The organism is Oxalobacteraceae bacterium OTU3CAMAD1 (assembly GCA_024123915.1).
GTDB lineage: Bacteria > Pseudomonadota > Gammaproteobacteria > Burkholderiales > Burkholderiaceae_D > Rugamonas.
On record CP099650.1, the window covers coordinates 6,761,702 to 6,779,814 of the forward strand.

Genomic DNA, 18,113 nt, shown 5'->3' on the forward strand with positions numbered 1-18,113 from the left:
TTCCGTGGTTCCGTGGCAGTTCGGGCAGCCGTGTTTCCGTCGCAGCTCAGGCTGCCGGGCTACGCTCGAATCAACCGTTGTTGACCACCAAACGCGGCTCGTCGCCGGTGCTGTCGAAACGCTTCTTGATCGAGGCGGTGATGCCTGCGCCATCCAGGCCCACGCTGGCAAGCAGCTTGGCCGGGTCGCCATGGTCGATGAACTTGTCCGGCAAACCAAGCATCAGCACCTGCTTGACGATGCCCTCGGCGGCCAGCGCCTCGGCCACCGCCGAACCGGCGCCGCCCATGATCGAGCCCTCTTCCACCGTCACCAGATAATCGTGATCGGCTGCCAACTGCTTGACCAGTTCCACATCCAGCGGCTTGACGAAGCGCATGTTGGCCACCGTGGCGTCGAGCGTCTCGCCGGCCGTCATCGACGGCGTCACCATCGAACCGAACGCCAGGATCGCGATCTTCTGCCCCTTGCGCTTGATCTCGCCCTTGCCGATTTCGATCGTCGTCAGCTCCGGCTTGATGGTCGCGCCGATGCCGGCGCCGCGCGGATAGCGGATCGCCGCCGGTCCCTTGTACTGGTAGCCGGTGGTCAGCATCTGGCGGCACTCGTTTTCGTCCGACGCGGCCATGACGACCATATTCGGGATGCAGCGCAGATAAGCCATATCGTAATTGCCAGCGTGCGTGGCGCCGTCGGCGCCGACCAGGCCGGCGCGGTCCAGCGCGAACGTCACGTCCAGGTTTTGCAGCGCGACGTCGTGGATCAGTTGATCGTAGGCGCGTTGCAGGAAGGTCGAGTAAATCGCCACCACCGGCTTCATGTCCTCGCACGCCAGGCCGGCGCCGAAGGTCACCGCGTGCTGCTCGGCGATGCCGACGTCGAAGTAGCGGTCGGGGTATTCCTGCTCGAAGCGCACCATGCCCGATCCTTCGCGCATCGCCGGCGTGATGCCGACCAGCTTCTTGTCGGCGGCCGCCATGTCGCACAGCCAGTTGCCGAAGACGTCGGTGTAGGTCATCTTGCCCGGGGCGACCGCCGGCTTGATGCCTTCGGCCGGATTGAACTTGCCGGGACCGTGGTACAAGGTCGGCTCGGCCTCGGCCAGCTTGTAGCCCTGGCCCTTCTTGGTCACCACGTGCAGGAACTGCGGTCCCTTGAGCTGCTTGATGTTTTGCAGCGTCGGGATCAGCGAGTCCAGATCGTGGCCGTCGATCGGGCCGATGTAGTTGAAACCGAATTCCTCGAACATCGTGGCCGGCACCACCATGCCCTTGGCATGTTCCTCCAGGCGCTTGGCCAGTTCCAGCACGGGGCCGGGCAGCACCGACTTGCCGACGTTCTTGGCGGCGGCGTAGAACTGCCCCGACATCAGGCGCGCCAGGTAGCGGTTCAAGGCGCCGACCGGCGGCGAGATCGACATGTCGTTGTCGTTGAGGATCACCAGCAGGTTGATGTCGTCCTGCACGCCGGCGTTGTTGAGCGCCTCGAACGCCATGCCGGCGGTCATCGAGCCGTCGCCGATGACGGCGATCGCGTGGCGCTGCTCGCCCTTGATCTTGGCCGCCTGCGCCATGCCCAGCGCGGCCGAAATCGACGTCGACGAGTGGGCGGTGCCGAAGGTGTCGTATTCGCTCTCGTCGCGCTTGGGGAAGCCGGAGATGCCGTTCAACTGGCGCAGGGTGTTCATGCGCTCGCGCCGGCCCGTGAGGATCTTGTGCGAGTACGTCTGATGACCCACGTCCCAGACGATGCGGTCGTGCGGCGTGTTGAACACGTAGTGCAGCGCCACGGTCAGTTCGACCGTGCCGAGATTGGACGACAGGTGGCCGCCGGTCTTGGAGACCGAATCGAGCAGGTAGGCGCGCAGTTCATGCGCCAGCGGCGTCAGTTGGGTGTACGCCAGTTTGCGCACATCGGCTGGTGAATCTATATTTTGTAGCAAGTTCATTTATGCCTTCCGCTGCACGATCAAATCCGCGAGTTCGCGTAACCGCAGAGCTTTGTCTCCGAACGGCGCGAGCGCTGCGTGCGCATCGAGCCGCAATGTTTGCGCCAGCGCGCGCGACGGTTCCAGACCCAGTATCGACACGTAGGTCGGCTTGTTGTCGGCGGCGTCCTTGCCGGCGGTCTTGCCCAGGGTGGCCGAATCGGCCGTGGCGTCGAGCACGTCGTCGACCACCTGGAACGCCAGGCCGATGGCGCGCGCGTAGGTGTTCAGCGCCGTCATTTCGGCCTCGTCAAGATCCTTGCCGGCCAGCGCGCCAAGGATCACGGCGGCGCGCAGCAGCGCGCCGGTTTTCAGCTGGTGCATATGCTCCAGCTGTTCCAGCGTCAGGCTGAGGCCCACGCTGTCGAGATCGATCGCCTGGCCGCCGCACATGCCGGCAGAACCGGATGCATGCGCCAGCAGGCGCAGCATCGCCACCTGGCGCGACGCCGGCACGCCGGCCGCCTCGGACAGCACCAGGAAGGCCTGCGATTGCAGCGCGTCGCCGACCAGCAGCGCGGTCGCTTCGTCGTAGGCGACGTGCACGGTCGGCTTGCCCCGGCGCAGCGCGTCGTCGTCCATGCACGGCATGTCGTCGTGCACCAGCGAATAGGCGTGGATCATTTCGACGGCGGCGGCGGCGCGCGCCAAGGTGGCCGGGTCGGCGTCGAACAGTGCGCCGGCCGCGTACACCAGCAGCGGGCGCACGCGCTTGCCGCCGCCGAGCAGCGCGTAGCGCATGGCGTCGTGCAGCTTGGCCGGCACCGTCGTCGCGGTCGGAAGGAAACCGGATAAATCGTTTTCGGATCCGGCCTGCACGGTTTTCATCCAGTCGTCGAAGGCGCCGCTCATTGCTCGGCCTCGCCGCTCTCCGCGAACGGCTTGAGCATGTCGCCCTCCAGCACCTTGACCTGGGATTCGACTTTTTCGAGCTGGGCGGCGCAGAACTTGACCAGCTCCGAGCCGCGCGCATAGGCGGCCACCGACGCTTCGAGCGGCAGTTGCCCTGCTTCCATTTGCGCAACCAAGGTAGCCAGCTCCGCCATCGCTTCTTCAAACGAGACGGGGGCGGCGGCGGTCGCGTCGGCGGTTAATTTCTTAGACATAGTCACTCAGGCTTCAAGGCAAACTTCAGGGCTAATTCCGGGCTAATTTCAGGCTACTAACGGTTAACAATACCCGCCAGCGCAGTGTAGCCCGTTATTTTAGAACAAACCACCTTCTCCGGTGGAACTATAGCGGCCGTACCGGCGGCGAACTATGGATTTTATCGCAATCGACCCCAGATGCCTGATCTGCATGCACTTGTTACAAGTTTTTGCACGAAAAACGAGCACGACCGTCTGTCGGTAGGGAGTGAAAGGCGGTATAATCGCCGGTTCTGTCCGAAATACCATTTTCAACGAACTTGAATTCAGGTCTTTACGGATTCTGTCTCTCTTTGGTTTGATGTACATATTAAGGGGGGTTGGGATGTCCGATCTGGGTACCCACGCCAAGCTGGCGCGTCCACACGCGCAACTGCCGGTAAACGTCTACTTCGACGAAGCGCTGTTGCAGCGTGAAATGCAGCAATTATTCCAGGCCGGTCCGCGTTACGTCGGGCACGAACTGATGGTGCCGAACGTCGGCGATTTTGCGACCCTCGTTTCCGAAAACGAAGGGCGTATGCTGGTGCGCAACGCAAACGGCCTCGAATTGCTGTCCAACGTCTGCCGCCACCGCCAGGCGCTGATGTTCAACGGCCGTGGCAATGCCAACAACATCGTCTGCCCGCTGCACCGCTGGACCTACGACCTCAAGGGCGAACTGATCGGCGCACCGCACTTCGCCGAGACGCCGTGCCTGAACCTGCCCAAGACCCAGCTGCAAAGCTGGAACGGCCTGCTGTTCGAGCAAAACGGCTACAACGTCATGGACAAGCTCAAGAACCTGTCGGTGACCGGGGATTTGGATTTTTCCGGCTATATGTTCGACCACGCCGAAGTGCAGATCTGCAACTACAACTGGAAGACCTTCATCGAGGTCTATCTGGAGGATTACCACGTCGAGCCGTTCCACCCGGGCCTGGGCGGCTTTGTCAGCTGCGACGACCTGCGCTGGGAATTCGGCCGCGACTACAGCGTGCAGACCGTGGGCGTGAACAAGGGCCTGCTCAAATCGGGTTCCGAGATCTACAAGCGCTGGCAGGAGCAGGTGCTCAAGTTCCGTGGCGGCGAACCGCCGCCGTTCGGCGCCATCTGGCTGACCCTGTACCCGAACATCATGGTCGAGTGGTACCCGCACGTGCTGATCGTCTCGACCCTGTGGCCGGACGGCCCGCAGCGCACCCGCAACGTGGTGGAGTTCTACTACCCCGAGGAAATCGTGCTGTTCGAGCGCGAGTTCATCGAGGCCGAGCGCGCCGCCTACATGGAAACCGTGGCCGAGGACGACGAGATCGCGCTGCGCATGGACGCCGGCCGCAAGGCCCTGTTCGATCGCGGCACCAGCGACGCCGGCCCCTACCAGTCGCCGATGGAAGACGGCATGCAGCACTTCCACGAGTGGTACCGCGCCAATATAGACATATCGGCGGCCCAGGGCCGCTCAACATAGACAGGAATCAGATGCAGTCACTTTGGATGTTGTTCGCAAGCTTCATGTTCGCCATCATGGGGGTGTGCGTGAAGCTGGCCTCCGAAGAGTTCTCGACATCTGAAATGGTCATGTACCGGGGCATCGTCGGCGTCATCGTGCTGGCGGTGATCATCCGCGCCCAGGGCGGCAGCTTCCGCACCTCCATGCCGATGGCGCACTTCTGGCGCTGCCTGATCGGCGTCATCTCGCTGTGGCTGTGGTACTACTCGATCGCCAACCTGCCGCTGGCCACCGCCATGACGCTCAACTACCTGTCGCCGATCTGGATCGCCGTCTGGCTGTTCGCGATGGGCTGGTGGCACGCCAAGAACCAGGTCAAATGGCCGCTGCTGGTGGCCGTGGCGATGAGTTTCGTCGGCGTCACCCTGCTGCTGCAACCTGCCTTCCACGCCAACCAGCTGGTGCCGGCGCTGATCGCGCTGTTCTCGAGCGTGCTGACGGCAATGGCCTATATGCAGGTGCGCAAGCTGGGCCTGGCCGGCGAGCCGGAAAACCGCGTGGTGTTCTACTTCGCGGTGATGAACATCGTCGCCGGCGTGGCCGGCAATTACCTGTTCGCGGGCGACAAACCCGTCGTCTGGCATCCGATCGACACGGTCCACGGCGGCCTGCTGTTGCTGGGCATCGGCGTGTGCGCCACCAGCGCGCAGATCGCCATGACGCGCGCCTACCGCCTCGGCCAGACCCTGGTCGTCGCCAATCTGCAGTACACCGGCATCGTCTTCTCCAGTATCTGGGGCGTGCTGGTGTTCGGCGACGTGTTCAGCTGGCACAGCTGGGCCGGCATCGCCATCATTCTGGCGTCGGGCGTGGCCGCGACGTTCTACAATACCCGTAACACCGAACGCGGTAAGGCCATCGCCAATACCGACCCCATCGCCAGTGAAGTCTAAGGAGTCCGGACCATGCACACCACGTTGATCAGCGCCGCCGACCTGTCCCAGCATCTGAACGATGACAACTGGGTCATCCTCGATTGCCGGCACGACCTGATGAATCCGAACGCGGGCCGCGACGGCTTCGCCATCGGCCACATCCAGAACGCGCAGTTCGCCAACATCGATACCGACCTGTCCGGCGCCAAGGTGGGCGCGGACGGCAAGTTCCACGGCCGCCATCCGTTGCCGGACCGCGCCGCGCTGATCGCCACCCTGCGCGGCTGGGACATCAACGACGACACGCAAGTGGTGGCCTACGACGCGCACGGCGGCATGTTCGCCGCGCGCTTGTGGTGGCTGCTGCGCTGGGTCGGCCATCCTGCGGTGGCGGTGCTCGACGGCGGCCTGGCCGCGTGGCAGTCGCAGGGCTTGCCGCTGGTGACGATGGTGGTCACGCGCTCGGGTGGCACGATCAGCGACAAGCCATCGCTGATGCACACGGTCACGGTGGAGGATGTGGAGTCGAACCTGGTCACGCAGACGCGGGTGGTGGTCGATGCGCGCGCGGCGGACCGCTTCCGTGGCGAGAACGAGACCATCGATCCGGTCGGCGGCCACATCCCTGGCGCCAAGAACCGCTTCTTCAAGGATAATTTGACGCCGGATGGCCGCTTCAAGAGCGCCGAGCAGTTGAAGCAGGAGTTTTCGCCGTTGTTCGCGGCGGCGCCGCAGGCAATCATGCAGTGCGGCTCGGGTGTGACGGCTTGCCACAATTTGCTGGCGTTGGAGGTCGCAGGGCTGCCGGGGGCGGCGCTATATCCGGGTTCGTGGAGCGAGTGGTGCTCGGACCCGGCAAGGCCGGTGGCGACCGGGGGCTAAGGCTTTCGGACTCTCGCTTGGCGAATCCAGCGGGTAATGACGATTTCACTTGTTGTGGGGCGGTACTCAATCGTGTGCCCGGTCTTCGGGATTGGGAAACGTTTGATATTCTTTTGATGCGTCGGAGTGCCAATCGCTGGCTGCAGCGAGATCACGTCTAGAGCGCTAAGCAAACGCTTGTAGACCAGCGCGCTAGCGTTTGGGTCTTGCGCAGCGATATGATTAAGTGATTTCTCGGCAGCCCTTTGCGCGTTCGGCAGCCACCGAATTGGCAGCTTAACCGGAGCGCTGTTTGCGGCCGGCATGGCTATCCACTATCCGCTTCAGCCCTTCCATCACTTCCTCGTTGGAGACCGTCCGACCTGCTGCAATGTCGTCGGCGGCAGCCAGATTGGTCTCGACACTGTCCTCCGTATCTTCGAACCCGTAGAGCCACACGTCGGACCATATCGCCTCTAGACTTACGTCGGCGCGAGCGGCCAAACGCTCCAGCCGCGCCCGATCTGCTGCCGAGAGAGCAGCCAGTGCCACCGCCTGTTTAGATTTAGCGTCCATCTAAATTCCTCTTGCTGTGATTTGCGATCAAGTCCTTAATGTGCCTCATCACTTCCTCATTGGCGATGCCTGCATTGGACTTAAAATACTCGTCGGCCTCGATGTCGGCGAGAATTCCCTCCTCGACGTCGGCGAAACCGTAACGCCAGACATCTGTCCACAGATCATCAGCGCTCAGTTTCGCAATCGTCGCCATGCGCTCCAGGCGAGCGCGGTCGGCGGCCGAGAGGGCCGCTAACGCCTCCGCCTGCTTCTCTTCTCTAGAGTTCATCCCGCCATGATACGCCGGGCGGCGCTGGCTGCAAGCGCCTCAGCGCAAGCGGGACGGGTGGATCAATGGTTGCGGGTCAGGAACAGCACGATGGCAACGCCGGTGGCGATCAACAGCACTTGCGGCACCGATTCACGCAAGGTGGCGCGGCGTTGCATCTGCGGCATCAGGTCGCTCACGGCGATGTAGATGAAGCCGGACGAAGCGAACACCAGCACATACGGAATCAGCTCGCTGGCGCGGTCCAGGGTGTAGTAGCCCAGCAGGCCGCCGGCGATCGCCAGCAAACTGCACAGCAAATTGTAGACATACGCCCGGGTGCGCGAAAAACCGGCGTTGAGCAGCACGATGAAGTCGCCAATTTCCTGCGGAATCTCGTGGGCGATGATGGCCAGCGCCGTCACCAGGCCCAGTTCTGGATTAGCCATGAAGGCGGCGGCGATCAGGATGCCGTCGGTGAAGTTGTGCATGCCGTCGCCGACCAGGATCATCCAGCCGGCCTTGCCCGCCTCGTGCTTGTCGTGCCCGTGATGGTGGTGGTGGCCGTCGCCCTCGTGGTGGTGCGAATGGCGCATGATGGCCAGCTTTTCCAGCAGGAAGAACGCCAGCAGGCCGGCCAGCAGGGTCGCGAACAGGCTGCGCGCGCTGGCGTGCGATTCGAACGCTTCCGGCAAGGCGTGCAGCAGCGAAGTCGACAGCATGATGCCGACCGACAGGCTGACCATGCGCTCGACTACCTTCGAGAGCAACGTAAACGAGAACACGGCAGCGGCCGAAATGCTGACGACACCGGCTAGTGTGGTCGCCAGTAATATGGAGATGAGTATGGGATCGATGTTATAGCCTCTTGTACCTGGAGCCGTGCCGCTGCGCAGGCCGGGGGCGTTATTTTACCGCCCGGCACGCTTTCCTGCTCATTTTTGGCTAAAAACAGTTAAAACGGCGTGATTGGCTGGGTTCAGGCAACCCCGTTCTGCCTGAACCACGCCAGCATGCGTCCCCAGCCGTCCTTGGCGTCCGCTTCCACATAGCTGGGACGGTAGTCCGCGTGGAAGGCGTGGCCGGAATTGGGGTAGATGACGAAGGTCGATTTGTTCGGCCCCTTGGCCAGCATGGCCTGCATCGCCTTGATCGAATCCTGGGTGATGCCGGTGTCTTTTTCACCATACAGGCCCAGCACGGGCACGTTCAAAGATGACGCGATATCGATCGGATGCCTGGGCGTATTGGCGTTGGAGGTGCCGATCAGGCGGCCGTACCAGGCGACGCCGGCCTTGATCGACGGATTGTGCGCCGCGTACATCCACGTCACGCGCCCGCCCCAGCAGAAGCCGGTGATGGCGATCTTGTCGGGGTTGCCGCCGTTGGCCTTGGCCCAGGCGACCAGCGCGTCCAGGTCGGCCATGACCTGGGTGTCGGGGGTTTTGGAGATGATGTCGCGTTGCAGGTCGGCGATCGAGGCGGATTTTTGCGGATCGCCCTGGCGTACGAACAGGTCCGGCGCCAGGGCCAGGTAGCCGAGCTTGGCGAAGCGGCGGGCGACGTCGGCGATGTGTTCGTGCACGCCGAAGATTTCGGAGATCACCAGCACCACCGGGAGGTTGGTTTTGCCTTCCGGCTGGGCGCGGTAGACGGGGACGGTTTGGCCATCGACCGTGAGGGTGATGGTGCCGGCGGTCAGGCCGGTGGTATCGGTTTTGATGACGTTTTGCGCCATCACCGGCATCGCAGCGGCGGCGAAACCGCTGCCCAGCGCCACCTTGAGGAAGTCGCGACGGTCGACACCGTCCGACAGGCTGGTTTTCGTCAGTAAACTCTCCGCGTCCCGCTTCAAATCATCCATGCGACTCCTCCGTTGATTACGTTGGTTGGGGTAATGGTTAAATCATATGTTGTCGGCGGCGCTTGGCGGATTACGGCGTGCCGCCTAATCCGCCCTACGTGTCTCTTCGGTTTCCCCTATGTCCCGGGGCGTTGTTCAGCGTTTGCCAAGGCCTCGTCGCGTCCATTGTGTTGTTCCACGTAGGGCGGATTAGCGTAGCGTAATCCGCCATTCGGCGCGCCGCCGATAACCCGGCCGGAGCACGAAGCACAACTTAATGCGCCTCGTCCCAGTTTTTGCCGACGCCGACTTCGGCCGTCAGCGGCACTTTCAGTTGCGCGACGCCGGCCATCAACTCCGGCAGCTTTTGCTTGACCAGCTCCAGCTCGGCATCCGGCACTTCCAGCACCAGCTCATCGTGCACCTGCATGATCATCTTGGTCTGCAGCTTGTCGGTCTCGAGCCAGTTCTGCACCGCCACCATCGCCAGCTTGATCAGGTCGGCAGCCGTGCCCTGCATCGGCGCGTTGATCGCGGCCCGTTCGGCGCCTTGGCGGCGCGGGCCGTTCGGCGAGTTGATCTCCGGCAGCCACAGGCGGCGCCCGAACACCGTCTCGACGTACCCACGCGCCTTGGCCTGCAGACGGGTGTCGTCCATATATTGCTTCACGCCGGAGAAGCGGGCGAAATAGCGGTCGATGTAGCTCTGCGCGGCGGCGCGCTCGATGCCCAGGTTGGCCGCCAGGCCGAACGCGCTCATGCCGTAGATCAGGCCGAAGTTGATGACCTTGGCATAGCGGCGCTGCTCGCTCGACACCTCGTCCGGCGCCACGCCGAAGATCTCGGCGGCGGTGGCGCGGTGGATGTCCACGCCCTCGGCGAACGCGCGCAGCATGTTTTCGTCGCCCGAAATATGCGCCATGATGCGCAGTTCGATCTGCGAATAGTCGGCCGAGACGATGTGGCTACCCGGCGGCGCGATGAACGCTTCGCGGATGCGTCGGCCTTCCTTGGTTCGGATCGGAATGTTCTGCAAGTTCGGATCGTTCGACGCCAAACGTCCGGTCACCGCCACCGCCTGCGCGTAGTTGGTGTGCACGCGGCCGGTTTCCTTGTTGATGCCCTTCGGCAGCTTGTCGGTGTAGGTCGACTTCAGCTTCGACAGGCTGCGGTATTCCAGCAGCACCTTCGGCAGCGGATAGTCCTCGGCCAGCTTTTGCAGCACTTCCTCGTCGGTCGACGGCGCCCCGCTCGGAGTCTTTTTCACCACCGGCAGCTTGAGCTTTTCAAAGAAGATCTCGCCGATCTGCTTTGGCGAGCCCAGGTTGAACGGCTGCTCGGCCAGCTCGTGCGCCTTGGCCTCCAGCTCGACGATGCGCGCGCCCAGTTCGGCCGATTGCGTGTCGAGCAGCGCGGCGTCGATGTGCACGCCGTTGCGCTCGATCTTTTGCAACACCACCGCCGTCGGCAGCTCGATGTTGCGGTAGATGTAGCTCAGGCGCTCGTCGTTCTCGACCTCGCCGATCATCGACAGGTGCAGGCGCAGCGTGATGTCGGCGTCCTCGGCCGCGTATTCGGTCGCGCGCTGGATGTCCACCTTGTCGAAGGTGATCATGCTGGCGCCCTTGCCGCAGACGTCGACGAACGGGATCGTCGTGTGGTTCAGGTGGCGCAGCGCCAGGCCGTCCATGTCGTGCGTGCGGTGCGATTCGAACACATACGATTGCAGCAAGGTGTCGTGATGGATGCCGCGCAGGCGCACGCCGTGGTTGGCGAAGATGTGGCTGTCGTACTTCAGGTTCTGGCCGACCTTGAGCTTGGTCTCGTCCTCCAGCCATGGCTTGAGTTTTTCCAGCACATGTTCGCGCGTCAATTGTTCCGGCACGCCGGGATAGGCGTGCGCGACCGGGATGTAGCAAGCCACACCCGGCTGCACCGACAGCGAAATGCCGACCAGCTGCGCCGTCATCGGCTCCAGCGACGTGGTTTCGGTGTCGACGGCGGTCAGCTCGGCGGCGCCGATCAGCGCGATCCATTTGTCGAGCTGCTCGTCGGTGAACACGGTTTCATAGTTGACGTTGACCTTCGGCACTTCGCCGAACAGGTCGCCGTTGGACGACACCGCGCCGCCGGCGGCGACGGCCGCCGCCGCCTTGCCCGCGGCGCCGATGGGCGCGGCCGGGGTCAGCGCGTTCAGTTCGCGCAGCAAGGTCTTGAAGCCGTACTGGCCGAAGAAGGTCAGCAAGGTTTCCGAGTCCTCGGGGCGCGCGATCAGCGATTCGCTGATCGACATCATGTGCTCGGACAGGTTGCAGTCGGTTTTGACAGTGATCAGCTCGCGGCCCTTCGGCAGCCACTCGAGCGCCTTGCGCAAGTTCTCGCCAACGGCGCCGGTGATCTTGTCGGCATTGGCCATCACGCCGTCCAGGCTGTCGTACTGCGTCAGCCACTTGAGCGCCGTCTTCGGCCCGCACTTGGCCACGCCGGGCACGTTGTCGACCGTGTCGCCGATCAGGGTCAGGTAATCGATGATGCGGTTCGGCGGCACGCCGAACTTGGCGAGCACGCCAGCCTCGTCCATCTTCTCGTTGGTCATGGTGTTGATCAGCATGACTTGCGGATTGACCAGCTGCGCCAAATCCTTGTCGCCGGTCGACACCACCACCTTCATGCCGGCCTTGGCCGCGTCGACGGACAAGGTGCCGATGACGTCGTCGGCCTCGACGCCGTCGACCATCAGGATCGGCCAGCCCATGGCCTTGACGGCGATATGGATGGGCTCGATCTGCAGGCGCAGGTCGTCGGGCATCGGCGCGCGCGTGGCCTTATAGTCGGGATACATGTCGTCGCGGAAGGTCTTGCCCTTGGCGTCGAACACACAGGCGATGTAGGCGGCAGGATAATCGGCGCGCAACCGGCGCAGCATATTGACCATGCCATGCATGGCGCCGGTCGGGTGGCCGTCCGGGCTGCGCAGGTCGGGCAGCGCGTGGAAGGCGCGGTAAAGGTAACTGGAACCGTCAACTAACAGCAGGGTATTTTGCATAGGAACTAAAGAGATGTGAGGGCAAAAGTGCGTGATTTGCCACGAATGCCGCATTATCGCAGGTTTTGGCCGACGTCCGCCTGTCCCGCCCGCGTTTCAAGTATGACAATACGATAGAGAAATTCAACATTCCCTGTGGGGAATTCCGCCGAAAATCAGCTCGAAACCAGCCGCTGCGCACAGCGAAGCGTGTCTGTTTGTTACAATGGATCATACATAAAAATTCCACGGCTTTTTACCTACTAAGGCGATCCATCATGACGCGCACCTCACTCCTCTGGCCGGCACTCCTCCTGGCGCTCGGCGCCAACGCGTTCGCGCAGTCGACGCCGAGCCAGGCGCCGCCGAAACTGGAAAAGCTGGAGGAAGTGGCCGACGATCCGATCACGGTGACGGCCAAGCCGGCGCCGGAGCGCCAGATCACCGAACGCCGCGACAACAGCGGCAACGTGGTGGAAGCGACCGTCAAAAGCGGTCCGAGCACGTACACCTTGAAACCGACCCATCCGGTCGGCAGCTCCTTGCCGGGCGACGCCATGTCCGGCGCCGCGCGCGGTCCGCAGTGGACCGTGATGACCTTCGGCGGCAAGAAGAAGAAAAATCCGGAAGACGAAGCGGCGGCCGAGACCGACGCACCGCCACCGCCGCCACCAGCAGCGCCGGCCGCCAAGTAAACCCGGTAGTATCGCTTACAATTTATCGCTAACAACTATTAAAGACGCGCCTGCTTCGGCAGGCATTCCGGACGTCCGCCACGGCGGGCGCCGATACAACGAACCTCATCAAGCTTGCACATGGCAGTGTTTACCCCGGTCACCCTGGACGATGTCACCCAGTGGATCACGCAATTCCCCCTCGGCAAGCCGTTGGCCCTCAAGGGCATCGCCTCCGGCATTGAGAACAGCAATTTCTTCTTGACCACGGAGCGCGGCGAGTTTGTGCTCACGATCTTTGAAAACTTATCGTTCGAGCAACTGCCGTTTTATCTGAACCTGATGCGCCACCTGGCCGACCGCGGCGTGGCCGTGCCGGCGCCGATCGCCACCGACAAGGGCGAGCTGATCGTGCCGCTGCACGGCAAGCCGGCGTCCATCGTCACCAAGCTCGAGGGCAGCTCGCAGATGGACCCGCAACCGGTGCATTGCGCCGAAGTGGGCGCGATGCTGGCGCGCATGCATCTGGCCGGGCGCGACTACCCGCTGCACCAGCCCAATCTGCGCGGCCTGGACTGGTGGAACGCCACCACGCCGCAAGTGTTGCCTTTCCTTTCGGAAAGCAACGCCCACCTGCTCAAGGCCGAGATGCACTTCCAGGAGGCGTTCGCCGGTTGCGCGACCTACCGCCAGCTGCAAAGCGGCCCGGTGCACGCGGACCTGTTCCGCAACAACGTCATGTTCGACGGCGAGCGCCTGACCGGCTTCTTCGACTTTTACTTCGCCGGCTGCGACACCTGGCTGTTCGACGTCGCCGTCACCGTCAACGACTGGTGCATCGCCCTCGACACCGGCGTGCTCGACACGGACCGCGTGCGCGCGCTGCTCGACGCCTACCACGCCGTGCGCCCGTTCACCGAGGCCGAGCAAACCGCCTGGCAGCCGATGCTGCGGGCGGCGGCGCTGCGCTTCTGGCTGTCGCGCCTGTATGATTACCACCTGCCGCGCGAAGCCGAAATGCTGACCCCGCACGATCCGACCCACTTTGAGCGCATCTTGCGCGAACGCATCGCCACGCTGGCGCCGAAGCTTTTCTGATGAATAAATTCCCCGCGCGCGCCGGATGGCAATGGGTCAAGCAGGGCATGATGCTTTTCCGCAAGCAGCCCGGCGGCCTCATGGCGCTGTTTTTCTGCTGCATGTTCGTCTCGCTGTTCTCGATGATCGTACCGATACTGGGACAGATCGCGCCGTTCATCCTCACGCCGCTGTTCTCGGTCGCGCTGCTGGAGGGGTGCGCGCAGGTCGACCAGGGCAAGCGCGCGCTGCCGAATCTGCTGCTGAGCGGTTTCCGCAAGCCGGTGCGCAGTCCGCTGCTGGCCATGGGCGTGCTCAATTTGCTGTTGCTGGTGATCGCGCTGGGTGCGCTGTACGCGATGGCCGGCGACGCCGTGATGCAGATGAGCACGCGTCCGCCGAAGATCGACCAAAACCAGCTGGAAGGTTTGCTGGGCGCGGTGTTCACCTCGTCGACGATCTACACGGTGGGCTGGATGCTGACGTGCCTGACGGCGCCGCTGATCTACTGGCAGCAGATGAAATTGAACAAGGCGCTGTTTTTCAGCGTGGTCGCGGTGTTGCGCGGCTGGAAGGCGTTCCTGACGGCGGCCGTGACCTTGCACCTGATGTACTTCGTCGGCTGCAAGATCGTCGTGCTGATCCTGGGCTCGTCGCAGCTGGCGGTGGCGGGCATCTTCACGCTGTTCCTGATCACCATCGTGCTGACGCATTGCACGTTGTATGTCGCGTATCGGCAGATTTTTGGCGAGACTTCCACCGCGACCACGCCAGCCGACCAGCCTCCGCCGGCGCCATGACCCTGGCTTCCTGGTTGCGCACGCCGGGAGAGCCGCGCACCATCGCCGCGGCCATCGACTCGCGCGACAACAGCTTCAACCTGGTGCGGCTGGTGGCCGCGCTGCTGGTGGTGCTCTACCACGCCTCCATCCACGCCACGCGCGGCACCGGGCCGGACCCGGTCAGCGCCCTGCTGCTGCCGGTGGCCGACGCCGGCGCCATCGCGGTCGATGTGTTCTTCGTCCTGAGCGGCCTGTTCATCACCCAAAGCTGGATGCGCGACCCGAACGTGCCGCGCTTTCTCGCCCGCCGCGTGGCCCGCCTGGTGCCGGGGCTGCTGGCCTGCCTGGCGCTGACCACCATCGTCGCCGTGCTGTTCTTCTCGGACACGGGCGCCGCCGGGCTGGCCGATCCGGCCACCTGGCGCTACATTTTCAATGGCGCCGCGCTGCACTGGCTGCGCTACATCATCCCGCCGCAGGAACTGGCGCTGCCCGGCGTCCTGGGCGGCCAGCCGCTCAACGGTCCACTGTGGACCGTGTACTGGGAAGGCCGCATGTATGTGATGGTTGCGCTGATCGGCTTTGCCGCCATCATGCCGATGCGGCGCTGGATGATGGCCATGTCGCTGCTGCTGGCCTTGTGCGCGTTCGAATTCCCCCGGGTGCTGGCCGGTTATGTGTGGGAAGCGCGCCTGTGGTCCTTGTTCCTGTGCGGGATGCTGCTGCAGACCTTGGCGACGGAGGTGCGTTTCGGCGTGCGCCAGTTCGCCGTCGCGTGCGCGCTGCTGGCCTTGAATTCGACGCGCTGGCTCGCCGTGGAAGGCCAGACGCTGACCCTCGTCGGCGTGATCCTGGCGGCGCTCACGCTGGCGCTGTGGGTGGGCGGCTCGCGCGCGCTGCGCTGGCGCCACCTGCAAAAGCACGACTACTCCTACGCGATCTACATCTACCACTGGCCGGTCATGCTGATGCTGAAAAGCATGCTGCCACCGGTGGGGATGTGGGCCATGCTGGCCGCCACCCTGGCGGTGGTGCTGCCGCTGTCCATCCTGAGCTGGCACTGCGTGGAATCACCGGCGCTGGCCTGGACGCGCGCCATGCTCGCACGGCGCCGCGAAGCGAAGCCGGCCTGACCGGGGTTAGTGGTTCAGGCGCTCGAGCTTGGCGATGCTGAGGTCGAGCACCTTCATGCCGTTGCTGCCGAAGTTGATCTGCGCCCGCGCGTTGGCGCCGCTGCCTTCGATATTGACGATCACCCCTTCGCCGAACTTGCCGTGCGCGACCGACTCGCCGATGCGCCAGCCCGCGCCCGGCGACTTGTTGGCCATATTTTGCGCGATCTTTTGCGCGATCGCGTTGTCCGAACCGGCCAGCGGCACCACGTCGTCCCACGGCGTTTTCTTGTTGGCGAACCAGTGCGATTGCACCTTCGGCGACAGCCACTTGAGCGCGTCCTCCGGCAATTCGTCGAAGAAGCGCGATTTCATGTTGTAGCGGGTCTGTCCGTGCAGCATGCGCGTCTGCGCGAAGCACATGTACAGGCGCTGCCGCGCGCGCGTGATCGCCACGTACATCAGGCGCCGCTCCTCCTCCACGCCGCCATCCTCGCGCGAGCTGCTTTCGTGCGGGAACAAGCCCTCCTCCAGCCCGGTGATGAAGACGTTGTTGAACTCCAGCCCCTTGGCCGAGTGCACCGTCATCATCTGCACCGCTTCCTGGCCGGCCGTAGCCTGGTTGTCGCCGGCCTCCAGCGAGGCGTGCGACAGGAACGCCGACAACGGCGACATCACCGTCGCCAGCGGCGCGTCGGCGTCGAGGATTTCGAAGCCGTCCTCGTTGACCACCGGCAGGCCCGACTGCTCCTGCGAGCGCGGCCCCATGTGCGCCGGCGCGCCCTGGCCGAAGCCCTCCTCCGAGACGAATTGCGTCGCGGCGCTGACCATCTGCTCCAAGTTCTCGATGCGGTCGGCGCCTTCCTTTTCGGTCTGGTAGTGCGCCAGCAGGCCGCTGGCCTCCAGCACCACACGCACCAGTTCCGGCAACGCCATCTGCTGCGTCTCGAAGCGCGCGCCCTCGATCAGCTTGACGAAGCCGCCCAGCGACGAGCCGGCCTTGCCCATGACATACGGCACCGCCGCGTACAGCGACACCCGGTGCTGGTCGGCCGCCGCCTGCAACGCTTCGATCGAGCGCAGGCCGATGCCGCGCGTCGGGAAGTTGACCACGCGCAGGAAGGCCGAGTCGTTGTGCGGGTTGTCCATCAGTTGCAAATACGCGATCGCGTGCTTGACCTCGGCGCGCTGGAAGTAGCGCAGGCCGCCATAGACGTGGTACGGAATGCCGGCCGAGAACAGCGCGTGCTCGATCACGCGCGACTGCGCGTTGGACCGGTACAGCACCGCGATCTCGCTGCGCGAGGCGCCGTCGGCGATCAGGTTCTTGGTTTCCTCGATGATCCATTGCGCCTCGGCCAGGTCGGAGCTGGCTTCGTACACGCGCACCTGCTCGCCGTGGCCGGCGTCGGTGCGCAGGTTCTTGCCCAGGCGCTTGCTGTTATTGGCGATCAGCACGTTGGCCGCGTCCAGGATGTGGCCGTGCGAGCGGTAGTTCTGCTCCAGCTTGATCAGGTTCTTGACGTGGAACTCGCGCTCGAAGGCGCTCATGTTGCCGACGTTGGCGCCACGGAAGGCATAAATACTCTGGTCGTCGTCGCCGACGGCGAACAGCGCGCCGCCGCCCTGCTCGCCGTGGCCGGCCAGCAGCTTGAGCCATTTGTATTGCAGATCGTTGGTGTCCTGGAACTCGTCGACCAGGATGTGCTGGAAGCGCTGCTGGTAGTGCTGGCGCAGCGGCTGGTTGCGGGTCAGCAGTTCATAGGTGCGCAGCAACAGTTCGGCGAAGTCGACCACGCCTTCGCGCTGGCACTGGTCGTCGTACATTTGGTACAGCTCGACCTTCTTGCGCTCGTCGGCGTTGTACGGGTCGATCTTGTCGGCGCGCAGGCCCTGGTCCTTGGCGCCGTTGATGAAGTACATCACCTCTTTCGGCGGGAACTTCTCGTCGTCGATGTTGTTGGCCTTGATCAGGCGCTTGATCGCCGACAGCTGGTCCTGCGAGTCGAGAATCTGGAACGTCTGCGGCAGCGCGGCATCACGGTGATGGGTGCGTAGCAGGCGGTTGCACAATCCGTGGAACGTGCCGATCCACATGCCGCGTGTATTAATCGGCATCATTGCCGACAAGCGCGCCGTCATTTCCTTGGCGGCCTTGTTGGTGAAGGTCACGGCCAGGATGCCGGACGGCGACACCTGCCCGGTCTGGATCAGCCAGGCGATGCGAGTCGTCAATACGCGGGTTTTGCCGGAGCCTGCGCCCGCCAGAATCAGGGCGCTTTGGGCCGGCAGGGTCACGGCAGCGAGTTGTTCGTCGTTAAGATTGTGAAGAAGATTTTGCATGCCGTGATTATACCGGCAGGCGACCATCGGGGTCGGTCCATGTGTGGCGTTGCGGCATCCGCCGGCAC

16 protein-coding genes are annotated in these 18,113 nt (G+C 63.7%); 7 read left to right on the plus strand and 9 right to left on the minus strand.

From position 1 onward, the window contains the following. Window positions 1-70: 70 nt before the first annotated feature. Genes dxs through NHH88_28915 form a run of 3 tightly spaced genes read right to left on the minus strand, consistent with a single transcriptional unit; the run spans window position 71 to window position 3,093 of the window. Window positions 71-1,948, minus strand: coding sequence for a 1-deoxy-D-xylulose-5-phosphate synthase (dxs, locus tag NHH88_28905; GenBank protein ID USX13624.1), 1,878 nt, complete (start codon window positions 1,946-1,948; stop codon window positions 71-73). Further along, complete coding sequence (locus tag NHH88_28910) at window positions 1,949-2,839, minus strand: polyprenyl synthetase family protein (protein ID USX13625.1); 891 nt, start codon at window positions 2,837-2,839, stop codon at window positions 1,949-1,951. Then, the gene (locus tag NHH88_28915) at window positions 2,836-3,093 is read right to left on the minus strand and encodes an exodeoxyribonuclease VII small subunit (protein ID USX13626.1); all 258 of its coding nucleotides are present in this window, start codon (window positions 3,091-3,093) and stop codon (window positions 2,836-2,838) included. The genes NHH88_28910 and NHH88_28915 overlap by 4 nt, the downstream gene beginning before the upstream one ends. 367 nt (window positions 3,094-3,460) lie before the next feature. Here NHH88_28915 and NHH88_28920 point away from each other — a divergent pair, with 367 nt between their 5' ends. Genes NHH88_28920 through NHH88_28930 form a run of 3 tightly spaced genes read left to right on the plus strand, consistent with a single transcriptional unit; the run spans window position 3,461 to window position 6,384 of the window. Continuing rightward, entirely contained in the window at window positions 3,461-4,585 is a 1,125-nt protein-coding gene (locus NHH88_28920) for an aromatic ring-hydroxylating dioxygenase subunit alpha (GenBank protein ID USX13627.1), read from the plus strand. A gap of 11 nt (window positions 4,586-4,596) precedes the next feature. Beyond that, entirely contained in the window at window positions 4,597-5,520 is a 924-nt protein-coding gene (locus NHH88_28925) for a DMT family transporter (GenBank protein ID USX13628.1), read from the plus strand. A gap of 12 nt (window positions 5,521-5,532) precedes the next feature. After that, window positions 5,533-6,384 carry a sulfurtransferase gene (locus tag NHH88_28930; protein ID USX13629.1) on the plus strand — a complete coding sequence of 284 codons (852 nt, stop codon included), beginning with the start codon at window positions 5,533-5,535 and terminating at the stop codon, window positions 6,382-6,384. 276 nt (window positions 6,385-6,660) lie between these two features. Here NHH88_28930 and NHH88_28935 read toward each other — a convergent pair whose 3' ends face one another. The 5 genes from NHH88_28935 to polA all read right to left on the minus strand — a co-directional run bounded on the left by NHH88_28935 (window position 6,661) and on the right by polA (window position 12,078). Further along, window positions 6,661-6,939 (minus strand): hypothetical protein, encoded by a 279-nt coding sequence (locus NHH88_28935; GenBank protein USX13630.1) that lies wholly within the window; start codon window positions 6,937-6,939, stop codon window positions 6,661-6,663. Continuing rightward, window positions 6,929-7,210, minus strand: coding sequence for a hypothetical protein (locus NHH88_28940; GenBank protein ID USX13631.1), 282 nt, complete (start codon window positions 7,208-7,210; stop codon window positions 6,929-6,931). The genes NHH88_28935 and NHH88_28940 overlap by 11 nt, the downstream gene beginning before the upstream one ends. Window positions 7,211-7,272: 62 nt before the next feature. After that, window positions 7,273-7,974, minus strand: a complete 702-nt coding sequence (locus tag NHH88_28945; GenBank protein ID USX13632.1) for a ZIP family metal transporter — start codon at window positions 7,972-7,974, stop codon at window positions 7,273-7,275. Window positions 7,975-8,168: 194 nt separating this feature from the next. Further along, window positions 8,169-9,053 (minus strand): dienelactone hydrolase family protein, encoded by an 885-nt coding sequence (locus tag NHH88_28950; protein USX13633.1) that lies wholly within the window; start codon window positions 9,051-9,053, stop codon window positions 8,169-8,171. Window positions 9,054-9,306: 253 nt separating this feature from the next. After that, complete coding sequence (gene polA / locus NHH88_28955) at window positions 9,307-12,078, minus strand: DNA polymerase I (protein USX13634.1); 2,772 nt, start codon at window positions 12,076-12,078, stop codon at window positions 9,307-9,309. A gap of 257 nt (window positions 12,079-12,335) precedes the next feature. On the opposite strand from polA, the gene NHH88_28960 reads away from it, so the two are divergent. From NHH88_28960 to NHH88_28975, 4 genes are all read left to right on the plus strand, one after another. Beyond that, window positions 12,336-12,752, plus strand: a complete 417-nt coding sequence (locus NHH88_28960) for a hypothetical protein (GenBank protein ID USX13635.1) — start codon at window positions 12,336-12,338, stop codon at window positions 12,750-12,752. A 120-nt stretch (window positions 12,753-12,872) separates the two neighbouring features. Next, the gene (locus NHH88_28965; GenBank protein ID USX13636.1) at window positions 12,873-13,829 is read left to right on the plus strand and encodes a homoserine kinase; all 957 of its coding nucleotides are present in this window, start codon (window positions 12,873-12,875) and stop codon (window positions 13,827-13,829) included. Further along, window positions 13,829-14,608: a hypothetical protein gene (locus tag NHH88_28970; GenBank protein ID USX13637.1), complete on the plus strand. Its 780-nt coding sequence runs from the start codon at window positions 13,829-13,831 to the stop codon at window positions 14,606-14,608. The genes NHH88_28965 and NHH88_28970 overlap by 1 nt, the downstream gene beginning before the upstream one ends. Next, window positions 14,605-15,723: an acyltransferase gene (locus tag NHH88_28975; protein USX13638.1), complete on the plus strand. Its 1,119-nt coding sequence runs from the start codon at window positions 14,605-14,607 to the stop codon at window positions 15,721-15,723. The genes NHH88_28970 and NHH88_28975 overlap by 4 nt, the downstream gene beginning before the upstream one ends. Window positions 15,724-15,729: 6 nt before the next feature. On the opposite strand, the gene NHH88_28980 is transcribed toward NHH88_28975, so the two are convergent. Next, the gene (locus NHH88_28980; protein USX13639.1) at window positions 15,730-18,045 is read right to left on the minus strand and encodes a UvrD-helicase domain-containing protein; all 2,316 of its coding nucleotides are present in this window, start codon (window positions 18,043-18,045) and stop codon (window positions 15,730-15,732) included. Between the last annotated feature and the right edge of the window lie 68 nt (window positions 18,046-18,113).

Bases quoted from the DNA above. Each gene is read 5' to 3' on its own strand.
- dxs (USX13624.1), bottom strand. From the start codon at position 1,948: ATGAACTTGCTACAAAATATAGATTCACCAGCCGATGTGCGCAAACTG.
- NHH88_28910 (USX13625.1), bottom strand. From the start codon at position 2,839: ATGAGCGGCGCCTTCGACGACTGGATGAAAACCGTGCAGGCCGGATCC.
- NHH88_28915 (USX13626.1), bottom strand. From the start codon at position 3,093: ATGTCTAAGAAATTAACCGCCGACGCGACCGCCGCCGCCCCCGTCTCG.
- NHH88_28920 (USX13627.1), top strand. From the start codon at position 3,461: ATGTCCGATCTGGGTACCCACGCCAAGCTGGCGCGTCCACACGCGCAA.
- NHH88_28925 (USX13628.1), top strand. From the start codon at position 4,597: ATGCAGTCACTTTGGATGTTGTTCGCAAGCTTCATGTTCGCCATCATG.
- NHH88_28930 (USX13629.1), top strand. From the start codon at position 5,533: ATGCACACCACGTTGATCAGCGCCGCCGACCTGTCCCAGCATCTGAAC.
- NHH88_28935 (USX13630.1), bottom strand. From the start codon at position 6,939: ATGGACGCTAAATCTAAACAGGCGGTGGCACTGGCTGCTCTCTCGGCA.
- NHH88_28940 (USX13631.1), bottom strand. From the start codon at position 7,210: ATGAACTCTAGAGAAGAGAAGCAGGCGGAGGCGTTAGCGGCCCTCTCG.
- NHH88_28950 (USX13633.1), bottom strand. From the start codon at position 9,053: ATGGATGATTTGAAGCGGGACGCGGAGAGTTTACTGACGAAAACCAGC.
- polA (USX13634.1), bottom strand. From the start codon at position 12,078: ATGCAAAATACCCTGCTGTTAGTTGACGGTTCCAGTTACCTTTACCGC.
- NHH88_28960 (USX13635.1), top strand. From the start codon at position 12,336: ATGACGCGCACCTCACTCCTCTGGCCGGCACTCCTCCTGGCGCTCGGC.
- NHH88_28965 (USX13636.1), top strand. From the start codon at position 12,873: ATGGCAGTGTTTACCCCGGTCACCCTGGACGATGTCACCCAGTGGATC.
- NHH88_28970 (USX13637.1), top strand. From the start codon at position 13,829: ATGAATAAATTCCCCGCGCGCGCCGGATGGCAATGGGTCAAGCAGGGC.
- NHH88_28975 (USX13638.1), top strand. From the start codon at position 14,605: ATGACCCTGGCTTCCTGGTTGCGCACGCCGGGAGAGCCGCGCACCATC.
- NHH88_28980 (USX13639.1), bottom strand. From the start codon at position 18,045: ATGCAAAATCTTCTTCACAATCTTAACGACGAACAACTCGCTGCCGTG.